The sequence below is a fragment of the Fibrobacter sp. UWB7 genome, from assembly GCF_900142945.1.
Lineage (GTDB): Bacteria > Fibrobacterota > Fibrobacteria > Fibrobacterales > Fibrobacteraceae > Fibrobacter.
In genome coordinates this window covers 929,723-946,798 of the sequence record NZ_FRCO01000002.1, presented here as the reverse complement: position 1 = coordinate 946,798, position 17,076 = coordinate 929,723, and the positions used below count along the sequence as shown (strand labels likewise).

Genomic DNA, 17,076 nt, shown 5'->3' with positions numbered 1-17,076 from the left:
GCAGAAATAATGCACACTGCGGCGATGACGACGTACTTAATCAATTTTCCCATAAGGTTTCTCCTTGGCTTATTTTTAATAAAGATATTAGTAATTTTTTTACTCTTTCGTGATGATCATGCAAATCACGGGGAGCTTTTTGTCGACTTCGTTTTCACTCGGGATGATTTCGCTCTCGACCACCTTGCAGTTGAGCTCCTTCACAAAGAATTCAAGCTGGCTGCGTTCAAAACCAAGCCAAATGTGGCCGTGTGTCGTGCGGAACGATTCTTCCTTGTGCTGGGCGAGGTCCAAAAGCGCGAGCATTCCACCCGGTTTTAAGATACGGGTCGCTTCCTTCAGGGCAAGGCGCGGGTCGGTCGCGTGGTGCAAAACCTGGCTCATCAAGACGAGGTCTGCGTAGTTGGACGGGAGGCCCGTCTGCGTCATGTCGGCGACTTTCGGCGTCACGTTTTCGATGCCTTTCTGGCGCAAAATCTGCTGAAAACCGCTAATGATTTTTGGATCGTAGTCGAGGGCGGTCACGTTTTTGCAACGGCTTGCGAGCATGAGCGAGAGGTCGCCGCCTTCGCCGCAACCGATGTCCACGGCGTTTTCGAACGGCACCATGAGCTTGCTGAACAGGCTGATTTGCGCTTTGAGGCTACCGCCTGCCTGGTCGAGCTTGTGAATTTGTCCCTTGGTCTTGTCGGTGCGTTCTTCGAGCGCTTGTGCGGCGCGGCATTTGAGAATATCCTTGTCCTGCAGTTCGTCGTAGGCTTCACGGATAATCTGCAACAGGCGGCTGCTCATGTAAAGTTCTTCGCTCAGGCGGTAATAAGCCTTGATGCCATCGCGACGGTCTTTTACGAGCCCGCATTGCGAAAGCTTTGCCAAATGGCGGCTGGCGTTACTCTGGTGGATATCCAGAATGTCCTTGATTTCGTTGACTGTAAATTCGGACTGGTCCAGTAGGAGCAGTATCTTGAGGCGCATTTCGTCGGAAATGGCTCCAAAAAGTTCCATGTTCGGGATGATGGGTTCTCGGTTCTGGTTTAAATTCGAATTTGTCACGTGGTCCGCCAATACTTTTTTATGTTTGTCTTTGTGAATATAAATTTTTAATGGACTTTTGATGTTTTCTGGGCGATTTAAAAGCTTGTTTCGAGCGCTTTTTGCGGTGTTGTGTTCATCAACGCTTGCTTTGAGTACGCCCGACGCATCTCGGAACATGTCCGGCGCATTCCCCGTAGAAAATCCCGCACCTCGCCATTACGAAGTCTCTGTTCGCTTGGATGTCCCGCTCTCGCTTGGAATCGTCATGACCTCTGTGCTGGGTGTTTATCAGTACTACGGGATGTCGAAAATTTCATCAAGCGACTTGAAGCCTAAATCCGAACTGTTGCCTTGGGACCGCCCGTTTGCGGGGCATTACAGCGGGTGGGCGACTACAGTGAGCCATTATTCGGGAGCTTTGGCGGTTGCACCTTTGGCGTTGGCAGGGTACTCCTGGTACAAGGGCGATGCTGACGGTCATGACTTTGGTGCCTTTACGCTCATGTTTGTGGAAGCGGTTGCCTTGCAGAATGCCTTGAATCAGCTTGTCCGTTCGACGCAGTTGTGGCCGCGTCCTTTCATTTACGCTGAACGCGGCGAAGGCCGCAAAAAAGCGGAGTCTGCACGTGGGGAAGCTTATGGCTCGTTTTACTCAGGACATGCTTCGGCTGCGTTTACGGTGGCGGTGTTTACGGGCGAATGGTTCTCTGAAATTTACCCGAACTCCCAGTACAAAAGTCTCGTCTGGGCGTCGTCTTTGACTCTTGCAGCGGCTGTTGGTGCCTTGCGTGTTGTTGCTGGTAAACATTATCCTACTGATGTGGTAGTTGGATCGCTCATGGGGACGGGTGTGAGCCTTGGAGTCCTCAAATTGCATGAGATTTGTAAAAAGAATATTGCTTTTTGGGCATTTCCGGGCAATATTGGCGCAATTTTTTACTTTTGACAATTTTTTATAGCATTTTTTACGAAAAAGCGTATATATATTGTGTAGGCTTACTTCGTAAGTCGACTATGTTTGTGAGGTTTTTTTGATGTTGGATGAGGTGTGGCATCGTTTGTGTGCCGTAGCAATTTTGACCGTGTCTGTGGTCAGCCATAATTACGCAGCAGAGTTTAAGGATTATAGAGATGGGCGCGTTTATCGCGGAATTCCATCAGGGTCGTTAAACTGGTTTAAGCAAAGTCTTAAGTACAGCAAGACCTCACATTTTACCGACGAAAACGGAATCCCTTTTTATCGTAGCGAAAGCTGGCAGGCGTCATGCCCGGAAGGTTCGCAAATCCCGGATGAAACGGATTGGGATGAACTCATCGAAGATAAGTTTTCTGGTTCCGACAAAATGCAGAATATGAGTGATTTTGTTGGGAATTCTTCACGTGGATTTTACAAGTTTGAAGAAGATGAAGTGGTAAATGCTAGAAAGGGCTTCGTCTATTTTGCAGTGCGCGGTCCGGCGAATCATGCTATAAGGCTTGAAACCAAACGTGGAACCACAAAGTACGTGGATATCGAAGAAGCCGATGCTGTCCAGATTCGTTGCGTTTTCCCTCGCGACCAGTTTGCCGAAAAGAATATCTCTCCGAAGGATATGATTTTTACAGATAAACGCGATAACAAAAAGTACAAGGTTGGCGTTCGCGGTGGTAAAATCTGGATGATGAAAAATCTTGCATTCAGTGTGACCTCTGCAAAGCAGTGTTATGTTGAAGATAAGTCTTTCTGCGAAAAATTCGGGCGCTATTACACTTACGAAGATGCGCTCAAGGCTTGCCCTCCGGGTTGGCATTTGCCAGATGACGGCGAATGGCGTGATTTCCAGAAAGACCGTGCGACGCTGGATTGGGATAATCTAGGGCAGGGTGGTTGCCAGGATTGGGACAATTTCTGCGATGGATTTAATTCTGGACATTACTGGTCCAAGAGCTCTGTCCAGGAAAATACCGCCCGTTCGTGGGAATTCAATCGCTCTGACAAGGATATCGAACGAACCGATGTCAGCGTTTACAAGGGACTTTATGTCCGCTGCGTTGCGGATTGATGCTTCGCTCGTCTATTAATCGGCAACAGCAAAAAAAGCGTACAGTATAGAAAATACTGTCGCTGTGGCGAAACTCCCCGAGAGGTAAACGAAAAGCCCGAAGACGATTACGGTTAAGGAAAGAAGAAAAATTTTGCTCGGGCTAAGAGGATAGTGCGTATTGAACATGTGTGACCTTTAATGTTTATCTTTAACTGTCTAAAAATTAGATAAAGATTATGTCATTAAATGTCACTTTAAAATTTTACAGTTCATCCTCGCTTTCGGACACGTCTCCGAAATGGCTCCCGTAATCATCAAAATTGACTTCTTCGGCAATGTCGTCGTTGTCTAGGTCTTCGTTGTCGAGCCCAAGTCCAAGTCGTGCACAAATGCGGTCAAGGAGGATGAGATCCACATCTTCGGTGTCGCCACCCTCACGTTCGTAGGCTTCGATGATGAGCTCCTGTTCATCGGCTTTATATTTATCGACGGCTTCAGTGATTTTCATTTTTTCTCCTTTGCTGATAATTAAAATTATCCGTGTCTCTGCTAGTAATATCGTCAATCTGTGTCGTAAAGTCAATGCTTTTTACTAAATTTTTCGACATGAACAAGAAATTGTCTTTTATTGCGCTTGCGTTGTTGGTTGGTTTGTCTCAAGCTTGGGCTGTGGACCCCCGTATTGAACAGGGTGCCCGCTTTGAGGCCAAGGGTCAATATGATAAGGCTCTTGGTGAATACCGAGCCATGTTGGCTGAAAATAAGAAGAATACTGAAGCTTATATGGCGGCAGGCAAGGTTCGCATGAAGATGAAGGACTATAAGGGGGCTGTGGCTAACTTCCGCCTCGCTTATGGTTATGATCCGAGTTTGACAGAAGCGTACGAAGGTGCCGCTAAGGCTTATGAAACCATGGGCCAGCAGGCTAAGGCTGATGCTGAACGTGCTAAGATGAAGGGCGGCAAGGCTGCTGCAAGTACGCCGAAGGCTGAGGCTAAAGCAGAACCTGCAAAGACTGCACAGCCCGCACAAACTGCTCCTGTTACAAAGGCTGAACCGGCTAAGACCGCAGCTCCTGCAAAGGTTGAAACTCCGAAGGTTGCTCAAACGGCGCCTGCAACGGCTACCGCTTCTGAAGATCCGTTTGAAAAGGGCAAGGCTTTGCTTGCCGAAGGCCGCTATGCTGAAGCCGCTCCGCTTTGGAGAACAGTTCTTTCGAAGAAGCCTGGCGACGCCGGTGCGTACTTCTATGCGGGCTTAACCCGTTATGAGATGGGAGAATACGACAAGGCCGAGTTCAACTTGAAGAAGGGACTTTCGTACAAGGAACGCGGTAACGACGCTAACTACTATTTGGCAAAGATTAACCAGAAGAGCAAGCGTACCGATCAAGAAAAGAAGTACCTTGCTGCATACTTGAAGAAGGCCGCTCCGGATGCCAAGTTCCGCAAGTCTGCCGAAGACCGTTTGGCTGAAATTAACGCTGTCGCTAGTGCCGCTGCCGAAGAAAAGGCAATGCAAGAAGCCGAAGCCAAAGCTTTGAAGGAAGCTAAGAAGAGCGGGAACGACAAGTCGAAGTCTGTTGATGTTGCACCGCAGAAGGAAGACGTTGCTCCGACCGCTTCGAATTCCATTGCCAACGCCAATGCACTTTATGCGGATGGCTATCACGAAGCCGCTCTCCAGATGTACAAGGCTTTGCTCGAAAATGAAATCACGCCGGACGAACGCTACTTTGCGATGCTCCAGATGGGCAACATCTATCGCGAAATGCGTGACTTCCACAGTGCTGTAACGCGCTATCGTGATGTTGTTCGTGAATTCCCGGATTCCGACTGGGCAACCGAAGCTGAACGCGCTCTCGAAGACGCTGTATGGCTTGAAAAGCATGCTAGCGAACTCCCGCGCAACAAACGCTAATTGACCATTAGTCAATGGTCTATAGTTTTTAGTTACAACTGAAAAATTTTGAACAATGTTATGCCGGGCTTGTCCCGGCTTCATTGTTTTTAAGATGTCATGCCCGCTCAGGTCCCTGAGCTTGTCGAAGGGCGGGTATCGCCTTTTTTGAAAAAATTTTTGAGAAAAATTATCCTTTCACAAGCTTTCGATCGCTCTTGACTTTATCCAAGAATTTCTTGTAGAGTTTGTTGTAAATCTCGTGATTCTCAGGATTTGGCGTGTACGTGTTTGTGATTTCGATGTAGCTGTGGATGTCTTCGAACTTCATTTGTCCAAGCCCGATTGCAGCAACTGCGGCGGCGCCGAGCGCTCCCACGTACTGCGGATGCTTGACCGTTTCAATCGTATGCCCGGTCACATCGGCGAGAATCTGGTTCATGATGTTGATTCTCGCAAGCCCACCCGCAAAGCGGATCGTGTCCGAAATCTTGCACTTCTTGGCCTGGCATTCCAAGAGCCAGCGGAAGTGGAAACAGATGCCTTCGATAACAGCGCGGAGCAAATCGCCACGAGTAGTTTCTAAGCTGATGCCCGAAAGCGTACTGCGGATATCTCCGTCTTCAAACGGCGTCTTGCAACCGTTCATGAACGGCGTGAACATAAGCCCATGTGCGCCGGGTTCCGCTTTCGAAACGAGCGAAGCGCATTCTTCGTAGCTGTATTGCGAATTGTCGAGCTTGCCGATAAGTTCTCGAGCCCAGGCGAAGCACTTGCCTGCGGTTTCAAGTTCGCCGTACAAGTATTTTTGCTTGGGATCCGGTCCCTTGACCGCGATCATCATGATGTCTGCAAACTGGATGATTCTATCAACGACCGTGCAGACAGAGCCTGATGTTCCGCAGTAAATGCTAGTCTGGTTATTTTGAATATTGCCACAGCCAACAGCGACCATGGCGACATCTCCACCACCTGCAATGACTGGAGTTCCTTTCTCTAGACCCATCTGTTCGGCTGCTGTGGCGGTAATGCGACCGACGATGTCGGTGCTCTGCACAATTTCGGGCAAGTGCGTTTCTTTGATGCCATAGGCCTTTGCCATCGTATGACTCCAGCCGGAATGCCCTTTGCGGCAATCGTTGAGTGCGGTGCAGAATGCGGAGTCTTCTGTGCGGACGAGTCGTCCTGTGGCTTTGTACAAAAGATAATCGCCAACATCTAGGAATTTATCGACTCGTGCAAAATTCTCGGGCTCGTTGTTTTGTACCCACTTGTATTTCCAGATGGGGCTGTAAGCTCCGACTGGCACCATGCATGTGTGTCGCATCGCCTTGATGAGCTTCCATATGTTCAATCCGTGAATTTTCAATCCGTGATTGAAGTAGTCCTTAAATTCTTTGTCGGCGCGCCTGTCGAGGAACGTCATGGGCGGTCGGACGGTATTGCCGTTTTCATCAACGAGTACGGTGGCGTTCATCTGGGAGCAGAAACTGATGCCCTTGATCTGGTCGCTTGAAATCCCGTAATTTTTGAGGAGTTCTTTTGTGCTGCGGCAGATGGAATCCCACCATTGCTCGGTGCTCTGTTCGACACCTTTTCCGCCAAGCGTTGTTGTGCTGTGGGTATTGACTACCGTTGCTCCCACAAACTCAATTGAATTAGCAATTTTTGTGAGCGTTGCTTTTATAAAGGAGTTGCCAATGTCGTAAGTGACTAGATACATTTGTGACCTCTATAAAACCGTCCACATATACCTTTTTCTTCTGCTGAAATTATAAAAAAACTACACAGGCTTTGTCACCTGTGTAGTAAGTTTTTTGAAAGCTTTTACGTTCTTTTTACACGACCTGGACTAGGAGCCCCTTGAGGTACTGTCCTTCGGGGAAGGCTGTGTTCACGGGGTGGTCCGCGGGCTGTCCAAAACGCTCGATAATCTGCACGCGACGGTGGGCGTCGGCTGCGGCATCGGCGATAATCTTCTGGAACAAGTCCATTTCCATAAGGCCGGAACAGCTGAACGTGGCGAGCATGCCGCCTTCGGCAAGGAGCTTCATTGCAAGCAAATTAATATCCTTGTAACCGCGGGCGCCTTTCTGCAAGTTGTCCTTGCTTTCGACGAACTTCGGTGGGTCAAGTACGATGAAGTCGAACGTCTCTGCCTTGTCACGGCACTTGCGCAAGTACTGGAACACATCGGCTTCAACATGGGTTGCATGAGCCGTGCTTAGTTTGTTACGCATGATGCCTTCCTTGGCGAGCTTGAGGGCATCCTTGGAAACATCGACCTGATAAACCTTTTCGCAACCGCCACGGAGAGCGTACAGACCAAAGCCGCCGGTGTAGCAGAAGCAGTTGAGCATCTTTTTGCCACGAGCGAGTTCGCCTACGCGGCGTCTGGCATCGCGCTGGTCGAGGTAGTAGCCGGTCTTGTGTCCGTTCTTTACGTCAATCGGGAACAAAATTCCGTTTTCGTTGATGATGACCGGCTCGTCCGGGACTTCGCCAAACACGACGCCTGTGCGGAGGGGGAGGCCTTCCTTTTTGCGGACTTCGGAATCGCAGCGTTCATAAATGCCACGGCAGCCTGTCTTTTCGGCGAGCAATTCGTAAATAATCTGGCGATTGACTTCGGCGCCTGCAGCAAGGATTTCGACGGAGTAGATGTCGGCATACTTGTCGATGATGCAACCCGGAATGCCGTCATTTTCGGCGTTCACAAGGCGGAATGCACATTCCTTGTCGTGGATGTCGAACCCACGGCTCTTGCGGGAGGCGATGGCGCGGTCCAAAATGTCGCTAAAGAATTCGCGGTCAATTTTGACGTTCTTTCCTTCGGTCCCGAATGTCCAGAAACGGCCTCGAATCTGGGATTTCGGGGAATAGGCTGCAAGGCCCAAAAAATCGCTGTGGTAGCTATAAACTTCGACAACGTCACCAAGAGCGGGGTCGCCAACAACTTCATCAATGGCGCCGCTAAAAATCCACGGGTGGTAACGGAGGGCTGATTTATCACGCCCGGCTTTCAATGTAATTGCTTTCATAGGTGAAAATTTAGAATTTTTAGTTATATTTATTTTGTCACGTATTTGTGTGGTTCATAAAACGTGTGACGGTGCGCAAATTATTGTTTTTAATCGAGGGGGAAAAGTGATTGTAAATTTCTTTTTTGAAATTTTAATTACTAGATTAAAAAACATGGTAGGAAAGACTCAAGCAAATATTTTTAGGGTTGGACTTTTGGGCTTGGCCCTCGTTTTTGCTGTATCTTTTTCTGCCTGTGGTGATTCTGAATCCTCCAAAAAAGAATCGTTAAATGCGGTTCCCGAAAAGCCTTTGTTTAATGGCGTTGTCCAGAGCGTTGTGGGCGATGCCCATGTGAAGACTGCTGATAGCCATGCCAAGTCGTTGAAAGTCGGCTTATCCGTTCATGAAAAATCATCGATTGTGACTGAGGCGGGTTCTTCGGTTGTTATTTCTGTTGATGACGGTTCTGCGCTCAAGACCGATGGCCGGTCTGAGATGGCTATTGAAGTCACTAAAGCGTATGAACTGAAAACAAGAATGACCGTTGCACTCCACCATGGAAAGTTATTGTTTGATGTGCAGAAACAGGCGGTCAAGGACGAGTTTGAAATCCGTACGGAAAATGTTTCGTCAGTTGTTCGTGGAACGGCGGGCTTTATTGAAAATGTTGATGGGTTGGAAATCTCGTCGCTTAAGGAAGGTCGTCTTGACGTGGCGGTGAAAACCGATACGGCGCAGTCGGTCAAGAGCGGACAGACTTTGATTGCCAATATGAATGGCTTAAAGATTTTATCGCTTGCAAGTTCGGGTACGCTTATTTTAGCTCGTGCTCTTGATTCTATTGCAACGGGAGCTGCTACTGAACTTGGTGTGCGCGCTGCAAGGTTGAATCTCGACAAACTCGAAACGATGCTGTTGGAATTTGATGAAGCCTACAAGAAAAAATCGGAAGCATTCATAAAGAGCTCGCAGATTGAGTTTAAGCCGAAGGTCTTGAATGAATACATTGGCAAGCCGAGTGTAGCGCTTGAAGCGTTGTTTATCCCAGGAAGCTTAGTTTCTGTGCTTGGAATTGTCGATACGATTCCTGAAAGCGGACTCTACAGGCGTACGTTTGAATGGGCTGATTCTACAGCGTTTGGTCCGAAGCATTTTGTTGTGAATTGCAGCAATGGCGAAGTGGAATACATTTGCCATACCTGGCATACGAACTTTGTTTCGGCGAAGATGGCGGAAGTCTTGACGAAGGCTAATGAACGCAAGTCTACGGCTGCTAAGGATACGGTCCAGCCAAAAAAACTCAAGCCTTCGATTGTCATAGAAGGTTCTGGTCGTGAACGCATTCACGTATTGCCCGAAGAGCGTGATATCCCGGCGACGCTTCGCTTTAGTGTTGCTGGACTGATGGGCTCGGACTTGAGTCAGATCAAGAAGATTATCGTGAAACGCAAGGGTGTTGTGGTAAAGACTTTTGCAGACGATGAATTGATGACAAATTCATTTAAATTGCCGATTCGCCTCAAGCAGAATCGAATAGCCCATTTTGAAATTGTCGCCACATTTGTAAACGGCAAAAAGATCAAGGCAAGGAAAGTTTATGAGACGTATTGCTTCTTCGAAAATTACGAAGATGGCAAGAAGAGTAACCGAATCAACGACATGACGGCAGAAGAAGAATACAAAAATGTCGTCTCCAAGCGCTTGCTCAAGAACGAATAGCTTTTACAAAAGCTAAATTTGGGCGCATGTTTGAATCGCTCTTTGACAAGTATCCGTTTTTTAGAAAAGTCCCTGCCATCCTCTGCATGGCAATTATTTTCAAAATTTCTTCGATGACTTCTTATGAACTCGAAGGATTCCCGCATGTGTGGGATAAGCTTGCGCATACTTGTGAATATGCCACTTTGGCGGGATGCTTTTGCATGTGGTGGGCGCGCGGACAGTGGTCTATAAAGCCGTGGCTCAAGGTGCTGATTATTATGGCTGTTGCGCTTGCTTACGGTTGCACGGACGAATACCACCAGAGCTTTGTGGAAGGTCGTGACTGTAGCGGTTATGACTTGATTGCCGATACGCTTGGCGGTATGATTGGCGGACTTGTCTATTGGCTCGTCGTGAAAATTTTGAACAAGTACGATCCGCTTGTGAAGTAGACTGTCTTTTTAGAATTCGCCGAGCAGAATCACTTCTCTGTGAAGGTTAATGCCGAATTTTTCGGCGACAACTTTCTGAACGTATTCGCTGAGTGCTTTGATGTCTGCGGCGGTAGCATGGTCTGCGTTTACGATAAAGTTCGCATGCACACGGCTCACTTCGGCGCCGCCTATGCGGTAGCCTTTTAGACCCGCCTGTTCGATGTAGTAACCTGGTGCGATTTGTGTTGGCGTTTCGGCGGCGCCGGCATCAAGACGCTTGAATGTGCTGCCTGCGTTGGGCATGGAAAGCGGCTGCGAATTGCGGCGCTTTGTCATGCATTCCTGCATTTCGCTTTCGAGATTCTTGGCGGTCTTGCCAAGCTCTGTTGCGGGCGTAAGCTGAAATGTGGCAGAAAGAATTGTTTCTGCATTTTCGCAAGATGCGGCGAGTTCCTGAAAAATGCTATGGCGGTAGCTGAAGGCGCAATCGGCTGCGGTTCGCGTGTGCAAATTGCCGGCAGAATCGATGCTTTCGACTTCGATGCAGGTTTGCGAAACATCTTGACCGTAAGCACCTGCGTTCATGTAAATCGCACCGCCGAGGCTTCCGGGAATGCCTGCAAGCTTGTGGATGCCTGCGTGTCCTTCGTTGATCGTGTAGCGGGCGAGGCGGGCAAGTGGCGTGGCGCCTCTGGCCCTGATTTTCCCGTTGCTAAGATTTGTGATTTCCGAGAAAAATTTACCGAGCTGGATGATGACACCGTTGTATCCGCTATCAGAGACGAGCATGTTCGTGCCCTTGCCGAGAATGTAGCTCGGGAGTGTGCGCTCGTTTGCAAATGCTATTGCTTCCTTAATATCGCTTACGGATTCTGCTTTGACGAAATATCGTGCGGGACCGCCTACTTTAAAGGACGTGTGCTCGCTCATCGGTACATTTTCTTGAATAATCATGACGAAAATATATATATTCTTGGTGCAATGACAGAAGAGGAACTCAAACAATTTAAGGCTGCACTCTCGATTACGACGGTGGCTATGGATTTAGGCCTTCCGGTGGTGCGTGGCCGTTGTCGTTGCTTTTTCCCGACACGCCATGCGCATGGCGATAGAACTCCGTCTGTATCGTTCTCCGAAGAACGTGGAACATTCCGTTGCTGGGTTTGCGATGACGTTCGTGGTGATGTAATTTCGCTTGTGCAGTTTGTCAAGAATTGCTCGTTCCTAGAAGCTTTGAACTGGCTCAAGGAAACGTATGGATTCCTGTTGCGTGGGACAAAGCCTCAGGCGCAAAATCGCGTATCAACGACGAATTCCGCCTCTGCATCAACGATGCCGAATCGAGCTCCTGCTTCGAATGTGTCGCCTGAACAAAGTGCAGCGCTTGTTGCGAAAACGGCAGTCCGTGATGCCGCTCTTGAATACCGTTCTCCCGAGTCTGCAAAAGAGCTTGTGAGTGAAGATGAACGCAAGAAGATTATCCTCTCGTTCTTGAAAATGTTGAGTCCTGTCGACAAGACGCCCGCGGCTGCATACCTTGCACGTCGCCGCATTTACAAGCCGATTTGGGATAAAATGCTTTTGCGCACGATTACGGATTACGGTGCACTCAACAACAAACTCAAGGAAACTTACGATTTGGAAGTCCTCAAGTACGTGGGTCTTTTCAGCGAAAAAGGGAACTTGAGGTATTACAAGCATCCGCTATTTTTCCCGTATCTCGATACCAAACGTCGTTCGTTTTATTTTCAGGCGCGCGCAATCGATAGCACGGTTGTGCCGAAGGAACTGAACTTGCGCGGAACGGTGCCGTTCCCGTACAATGTTTCCGCGCTTGATGAAAGGCCGGGGTGGGTTTACCTTTGCGAGGGGGTGGTTGATACGCTCACGTTCTTGGGACAACGCATTGCTGCAATTGGAATCCCGGGCGTGCGTTCTTTCAAGACAGAATGGCTCCCGCTCTTTAAAAACAAGAGTGTCGTGCTTTGCCTAGATAAAGATGAAGCGGGGCGCAGTGGCACGGAGTATTTGCAGACTGTCTTTGCTCAGGCGGGAATCCGCACGGTTGTGCTCGGTGATGGCGTGGATCAATTCGGCAAATTGTCGATGAAAGAAGGCGAAGACATCAACGATTGGTTTGGTGGGAAAAAGTGAACTAAGAAATAGTTCACTTCTTCTGTTTTTATTTTAATAAACTATTCTCGCTTTAAACGGATTCAATGCTTTTTGATTTGCTGAATAAGAATTATTATGATCCTAGCACTCTCTTAATTTCTTCTTCGGTGGTGATTCCTTGTTGGATGAGGTGGGTGGCGTTTTCTTGCATGGTGCCGTCGGCGTAGGTGTTGTTGGGTAATAGCAATTCACAGACGACTGTTCTGCCTTTGTATTGTGGTGTGGAATCGCAAGAAGTTGTTTTATCAAGTTTCCTTACGAGGCGCTGCGCAAAAACTCCAAGTAAAGCTTCGTCCAAGATACTCTTTTGAACGCCTAAATCAAGAAGTCTCATCGCCGCTGCTTTTGCGCTGTTTGTGTGCAATGTACTCAATACGAGATGCCCTGTTTGTGCGGCTTGCAATGCAATTTGTGCGGTCTCTGCATCGCGGATTTCTCCGACGAGAATCACGTCCGGATCCTGACGCAAAATAGAACGCAATGCAACGGCGAATGTGAATCCGCATTTTTCGTTGACGGGAACTTGATTTGCTCCGCGGAGTTCGTATTCCACTGGATCTTCAATAGTTGTGACATTGATTTTTCGCTGGATGATCTCTCGGAGGCCTGCATAAAGCGTTGTTGTCTTGCCGCTTCCGGTGGGGCCTGTAACGAGGAACAGTCCTTGTGGCGCGCTGAAAATTTTCCGAATGGCTTGGAGTGTAGTTTCGCTAAAGTCTAGGCTGTCGAGCGTTTGTGCGGAGTCGTTAGCGGGGAGTAATCGCAGTACGCATTTCTCGCCGTTATTGACGGGAATGGTGCTTAGTCTAACATTCACTTTCTCGTGAAAATCTTCAAAGGCGAAACTTCCGTCGTGCGGCAATCGGCGTTCCGTGATATCGACATTGGCCATGACCTTGAGGCGAATCAGTACAGGCTCGGCGAGCCATTGCGGGAATGTTCTGTATTCTGTTAAAAGCCCGTCGATGCGGAATCGCACGCGGAGTGAATCTGCCAACGGTTCGAGGTGAATGTCGGTCGCTTTTTTCTGGAGCGCCTTGACGATAAGGTTATCGACGAGGTTTATAATCGGTTCCGATTCCCAAGAAGAATTTCGTGAAATCTCGAGATGATTGAGATGCTGGAGTAAATCTTCGTCATCGATTGATTCGGCGTGGTTATGCATGAGCCTGATTTCAGCTGGGGAGTGCTGTTCAGGTATAATGCGTTGCTGTGTGACAAAGCGGATTTTTTCGAGAAGGAATTCATCGTTTGCGTTCTGCACGGCGATTTTTAGGGACTCGGCGCATTCCTCTGTGCTTTCCTCGGCGCTTTCAACAACCGCAATTCCGTTTTTCTGACACCATTTTTTGGACAAGTTTTTTGTATTCATCCCCGTAAAATACAAACAAAAATCACGAAAAAACATATCCATGCAAATTTTGCAACCAACTGTTTGCAAAGTAGTTAATGGTCGATGGTCATTAGTTGTTTGTTAAAGTTTGGCGGCGAAGCCGCGATTATAAAAAACAATGGCTAAATACTATTGACTAATAGCCAATGGCTATAAATGCAAAAAAGTCCCCCGGAGAGGGGGACTTTGCGGAGTTGTCTAATGAAACTCGATTAAGCCTTGCTCATTTTTGCCTTGACTTTGCGAGCGCCTTTCTTTGCCTTGCCAAAGAGGGCGTTCGGGAGCCAGAAGAATGTCGGCACAAGGAACATGGTAAGCACTGCGGACACAATCAAACCACCCACAGAAGCAATACCCATCGGCTGCGTCATGGCAGCGACGTTACCACCGAGAGCGAATGCAAGCGGGAGCTGTGCAATCACGGAGGCAAGCGTTGCAAGCATAATCGGCTGGAACTTGGCTTTTGCGGCTGTAAGCACTGCCGAGCGGCGGCCCATGCTTCCACTACGCAACAGGCGGTTTGCTTCGTCGAGCAAAAGAATAGCGTTATTCACCACCACACCAATCAACATAACGATAGCCATGAGAGCGATCATGGAGAGTGCCTTGCCGGTAATGATAAGGGCGAGGAGCACGCCGATTGCACCCATCGGGATGGTCGTCATGATGATAAACGGCTGCATGAAGCTTTCGAGAAGAGCGACGAGCAAAATGTAGGTGAGGATAATAGCCATCACGATTGCCGTCATGAATTCCTTCTGCATGTCGTTCTGCATGTCGGCGTTACCACCGAAGCTGAACGTGATGCCTTCTGGGAGTTCGTCCTTCATGCTGTTTGTAAGTTCCGTGAGTTTGCCCATGATTTCACCGGTCGTATGTCCCGGGAGCAAGTTCATCGAAACGTCAACACGTCTCATCTTGCGCTTACGGTCAATACGTGTCGGACCAGCACCATCTTCGATGTGGAAGAGTTCGCTAGCACTTACGTAGCCCTTCGGTGTCTTGACAGGCAGGTCTTCGATGTCGGCATGGCTCTGCCTATCCTTTTCCATCAAGCGTACGTAAACGTCGTATTCTTCACCGTCTTCGGTGTACTGGCCTGCTTCGAAACCGTTCACTGCAATGTAGTTGTAGTTTGCGACTGTTTCAAGCGTTACGCCATAGTCGGCCATGGCGGCACGGTTCGGGATCAAGCGGATTTCAGGCTTACCGGCTTCATAGCTCGTCTTGATATCCACGATGCCGTCAATCTTTTGCTGGACTCGGTCAAGGACGATTTGTGATGCCTTGATGACGGAGTCTGCATGGAGACCGCTCACTTCGAGCACCACATCGCCAGCGGAGTTGTTCTGCATTTCAGAGGCGGAGGTGGACTTTACGGAAATGTAGGCGTCTGGAATGTTGGCGAGGTACGGACGGATGGAGTCGACGATTTCGTCCGTACTGCGATGTCTGCCCTTCCAGTTGGGATTGTTCTTCTTTTCCCAGTCCTTCAAGAGTCTAACACGCATGGTGGCCTGGTTTACGGTCGTAAAGCCGTTGGAACCACCCACGTTCATACTGTAGTGAACAATTTCAGGAATATCCTTGACGCGGGATTCTATAATACGAGCCACGCTATCGGTTGTCTCGATGTTTGTACCCACAGGCATTTCGAGCTTGATGCTCATCATGCCCTGGTCCTGTCTCGGGGTAAGTTCAACAGTCAAGTTGTTCTTGGCGAGGGTTCCGACAAAATAAAGTGTTGCAGCGAGAGCGAGAACCTGGAAAATCACACCTGGGATAGAGAGGCAGAAACCGAGAGCTTTCAAGTAAACGAAGCGGAATCCGTTCAAAATCTTCGGGAAAATTCCAAGAGCGGATTCGATAATGCCCGGCTTTTCTTCGATGATATTGCCGTTTTCATCTTTCTTCTTGCCCTTGAACAAGTAGGCTGCCATGAGCGGTGTCAGCGTGAATGTCACGAGGAGTGACACGAACGTTGCAAACACCATAGTCATACCGAATGTTCTAAAGAAGATACCCACGATGGATTTCATGAATGCGATAGGCACGAACACGGCAACGTTTGTAAGCGTTGATGCCATGATGGCGATCATGATTTCTGAGGTGCCTTTGTATGCAGCTTCCTTCGGATCAAGACCTTGCAAAAGCTTGTTGTTGATGTTTTCGAGCACCACGATGGAGTTCGTCACCAACAGACCCACGGAACTTGAAAGAGCCATGAGGGACATCATGTTGATGCCAAAGCCTGCAAAGTACATGAGCGTAAATGCACCAATCACGGAAATCGGCATCGTGAGAGCCGCGATAATCATCGTCGAGAACTTGCCGAGGAACAGGAGCAGGAGGCCTGCGGTAAGCGCAATTGCGATAATGATGTTCTGGATAACGTTATCGATAGATTCGTTCACGGCTTCGGACTTGTCGTAAATGAGCGTGAGCTTGAAGCCTTCCGGGAGAGTCTTGTTGACTTCTGCCATGCGCTTGAGCACGCCTCTGGAAACTTCCACGACGTTTGCATCGGAGCGTTTCTTGATATCGAGAGCGACTGAGTTGATGCCGTTAAAGCGGGAAGTCGATGTAATTGTTTCGATGGTATCTTTCACGACGGCAATTTCAGAGAGCTTGACGACTCCCTTTTCCGTCGGAATTTCCATGTTGCGCATTTCATCGAGGTTCTTGAACTTACCTGCGGTACGCACAGACGTGTTCTTGTGCTTGCCGATAACTTCACCAATCGGGAGGTTTACGTTGGACATGCCGTAAAGGCCCATCATGGTGCCGATATCAACACCGCGGTCCATCATTTTTTCCTTGTCGACTTCGATGGCGATCTGGCGGGTTGTACCACCGAAAATATCGACGCTAGCAACACCGGAAACAGAAGTGAAGAGCGGTTCGATTTCGTCTTCGACTTTCTGGCGGAGTTCTGTAGAGTTTAGAGGACCGGTGAACGAGATTGCCATGATGGCAGCACCGTTAATATCGACCTTCGAAATAATCGGCGCCTGTACTGCATCCGGAAAGTCCGCAGAGGCGAGGTCCACCTTGGAACGCACGTCATTTGCGGCAACGTCCACGTTCACGCCCATGTTGAACATGGCGACGATAATGCCGTAGTTTTCCAAGCAGATGGACTGCACGTAGTCGATACCGTCCACGAGTTCCACCTGTTCTTCAATCGGCTTGATAATTGTGGTTTCGATTTCTTCAGGGTTTGCGCCCTTGTAAATGATGGTGGCCGTAACCACGGGGACTTCGAATTTCGGCATCAAGTCCACCACCATCATGGAATAGGTATAAAGACCGAACACCACCACGGTCAAGATGACCATGAGCATGGTGATTGGTTTGTAAATACTGGCTTTAATCATTGGCTATTCTCCAG

13 protein-coding genes are annotated in these 17,076 nt (G+C 48.7%); 6 read left to right on the top strand and 7 right to left on the bottom strand.

Annotation, left to right across the window (positions count from 1 at the left end; genetic code table 11):
* Positions 1–99: 99 nt before the first annotated feature.
* Complete coding sequence (locus tag BUC30_RS09495; RefSeq protein WP_235002810.1) at positions 100–1,053, bottom strand: ArsR/SmtB family transcription factor; 954 nt, start codon at positions 1,051–1,053, stop codon at positions 100–102.
* Between the two features lie 157 nt (positions 1,054–1,210).
* Here BUC30_RS09495 and BUC30_RS09490 point away from each other — a divergent pair, with 157 nt between their 5' ends.
* Together BUC30_RS09490 and BUC30_RS09485 are read left to right on the top strand one after the other, a co-directional pair.
* Positions 1,211–1,981: a phosphatase PAP2 family protein gene (locus tag BUC30_RS09490; protein WP_073424604.1), complete on the top strand. Its 771-nt coding sequence runs from the start codon at positions 1,211–1,213 to the stop codon at positions 1,979–1,981.
* An 88-nt stretch (positions 1,982–2,069) separates the two neighbouring features.
* Positions 2,070–3,077, top strand: coding sequence for an FISUMP domain-containing protein (locus tag BUC30_RS09485; protein WP_073424603.1), 1,008 nt, complete (start codon positions 2,070–2,072; stop codon positions 3,075–3,077).
* Positions 3,078–3,321: 244 nt separating this feature from the next.
* On the opposite strand, the gene BUC30_RS09480 is transcribed toward BUC30_RS09485, so the two are convergent.
* Positions 3,322–3,567, bottom strand: a complete 246-nt coding sequence (locus tag BUC30_RS09480; RefSeq protein ID WP_073424602.1) for a hypothetical protein — start codon at positions 3,565–3,567, stop codon at positions 3,322–3,324.
* A gap of 98 nt (positions 3,568–3,665) precedes the next feature.
* Between BUC30_RS09480 and BUC30_RS09475 the strand changes: the two genes are divergently transcribed.
* Positions 3,666–4,979, top strand: a complete 1,314-nt coding sequence (locus BUC30_RS09475; protein WP_244536571.1) for a tetratricopeptide repeat protein — start codon at positions 3,666–3,668, stop codon at positions 4,977–4,979.
* Positions 4,980–5,148: 169 nt separating this feature from the next.
* On the opposite strand, the gene BUC30_RS09470 is transcribed toward BUC30_RS09475, so the two are convergent.
* Together BUC30_RS09470 and BUC30_RS09465 are read right to left on the bottom strand one after the other, a co-directional pair.
* The gene (locus BUC30_RS09470; RefSeq protein ID WP_073424600.1) at positions 5,149–6,681 is read right to left on the bottom strand and encodes a xylulokinase; all 1,533 of its coding nucleotides are present in this window, start codon (positions 6,679–6,681) and stop codon (positions 5,149–5,151) included.
* Between the two features lie 115 nt (positions 6,682–6,796).
* On the bottom strand, positions 6,797–7,999 hold the full coding sequence (locus BUC30_RS09465; protein ID WP_073424599.1) for a class I SAM-dependent rRNA methyltransferase: 1,203 nt from the start codon (positions 7,997–7,999) through the stop codon (positions 6,797–6,799).
* A 154-nt stretch (positions 8,000–8,153) separates the two neighbouring features.
* On the opposite strand from BUC30_RS09465, the gene BUC30_RS09460 reads away from it, so the two are divergent.
* Together BUC30_RS09460 and BUC30_RS09455 are read left to right on the top strand one after the other, a co-directional pair.
* Positions 8,154–9,701, top strand: a complete 1,548-nt coding sequence (locus BUC30_RS09460; RefSeq protein ID WP_244536570.1) for a FecR family protein — start codon at positions 8,154–8,156, stop codon at positions 9,699–9,701.
* Positions 9,702–9,727: 26 nt separating this feature from the next.
* Complete coding sequence (locus tag BUC30_RS09455) at positions 9,728–10,135, top strand: VanZ family protein (RefSeq protein WP_073424597.1); 408 nt, start codon at positions 9,728–9,730, stop codon at positions 10,133–10,135.
* A gap of 9 nt (positions 10,136–10,144) precedes the next feature.
* Here BUC30_RS09455 and murB read toward each other — a convergent pair whose 3' ends face one another.
* Complete coding sequence (gene murB / locus BUC30_RS09450) at positions 10,145–11,071, bottom strand: UDP-N-acetylmuramate dehydrogenase (RefSeq protein WP_073424596.1); 927 nt, start codon at positions 11,069–11,071, stop codon at positions 10,145–10,147.
* A gap of 27 nt (positions 11,072–11,098) precedes the next feature.
* On the opposite strand from murB, the gene BUC30_RS09445 reads away from it, so the two are divergent.
* On the top strand, positions 11,099–12,271 hold the full coding sequence (locus BUC30_RS09445) for a toprim domain-containing protein (RefSeq protein WP_073424595.1): 1,173 nt from the start codon (positions 11,099–11,101) through the stop codon (positions 12,269–12,271).
* 94 nt (positions 12,272–12,365) lie between these two features.
* Here the strand turns inward: BUC30_RS09445 and BUC30_RS09440 are convergent, their stop codons facing one another.
* Positions 12,366–13,664, bottom strand: a complete 1,299-nt coding sequence (locus tag BUC30_RS09440) for a GspE/PulE family protein (RefSeq protein WP_073424713.1) — start codon at positions 13,662–13,664, stop codon at positions 12,366–12,368.
* Between the two features lie 233 nt (positions 13,665–13,897).
* Positions 13,898–17,062, bottom strand: a complete 3,165-nt coding sequence (locus tag BUC30_RS09435; RefSeq protein ID WP_073424594.1) for an efflux RND transporter permease subunit — start codon at positions 17,060–17,062, stop codon at positions 13,898–13,900.
* Positions 17,063–17,076 lie beyond the last annotated feature (14 nt).

Coding starts and splice junctions, on each gene's coding strand:
- BUC30_RS09490 (WP_073424604.1), top strand. CDS start 1,211: ATGTCCGGCGCATTCCCCGTAGAAAATCCCGCACCTCGCCATTACGAA.
- BUC30_RS09485 (WP_073424603.1), top strand. CDS start 2,070: ATGTTGGATGAGGTGTGGCATCGTTTGTGTGCCGTAGCAATTTTGACC.
- BUC30_RS09480 (WP_073424602.1), bottom strand. CDS start 3,567: ATGAAAATCACTGAAGCCGTCGATAAATATAAAGCCGATGAACAGGAG.
- BUC30_RS09475 (WP_244536571.1), top strand. CDS start 3,666: ATGAACAAGAAATTGTCTTTTATTGCGCTTGCGTTGTTGGTTGGTTTG.
- BUC30_RS09470 (WP_073424600.1), bottom strand. CDS start 6,681: ATGTATCTAGTCACTTACGACATTGGCAACTCCTTTATAAAAGCAACG.
- BUC30_RS09465 (WP_073424599.1), bottom strand. CDS start 7,999: ATGAAAGCAATTACATTGAAAGCCGGGCGTGATAAATCAGCCCTCCGT.
- BUC30_RS09460 (WP_244536570.1), top strand. CDS start 8,154: ATGGTAGGAAAGACTCAAGCAAATATTTTTAGGGTTGGACTTTTGGGC.
- BUC30_RS09455 (WP_073424597.1), top strand. CDS start 9,728: ATGTTTGAATCGCTCTTTGACAAGTATCCGTTTTTTAGAAAAGTCCCT.
- murB (WP_073424596.1), bottom strand. CDS start 11,071: ATGATTATTCAAGAAAATGTACCGATGAGCGAGCACACGTCCTTTAAA.
- BUC30_RS09445 (WP_073424595.1), top strand. CDS start 11,099: ATGACAGAAGAGGAACTCAAACAATTTAAGGCTGCACTCTCGATTACG.
- BUC30_RS09440 (WP_073424713.1), bottom strand. CDS start 13,664: ATGAATACAAAAAACTTGTCCAAAAAATGGTGTCAGAAAAACGGAATT.
- BUC30_RS09435 (WP_073424594.1), bottom strand. CDS start 17,062: ATGATTAAAGCCAGTATTTACAAACCAATCACCATGCTCATGGTCATC.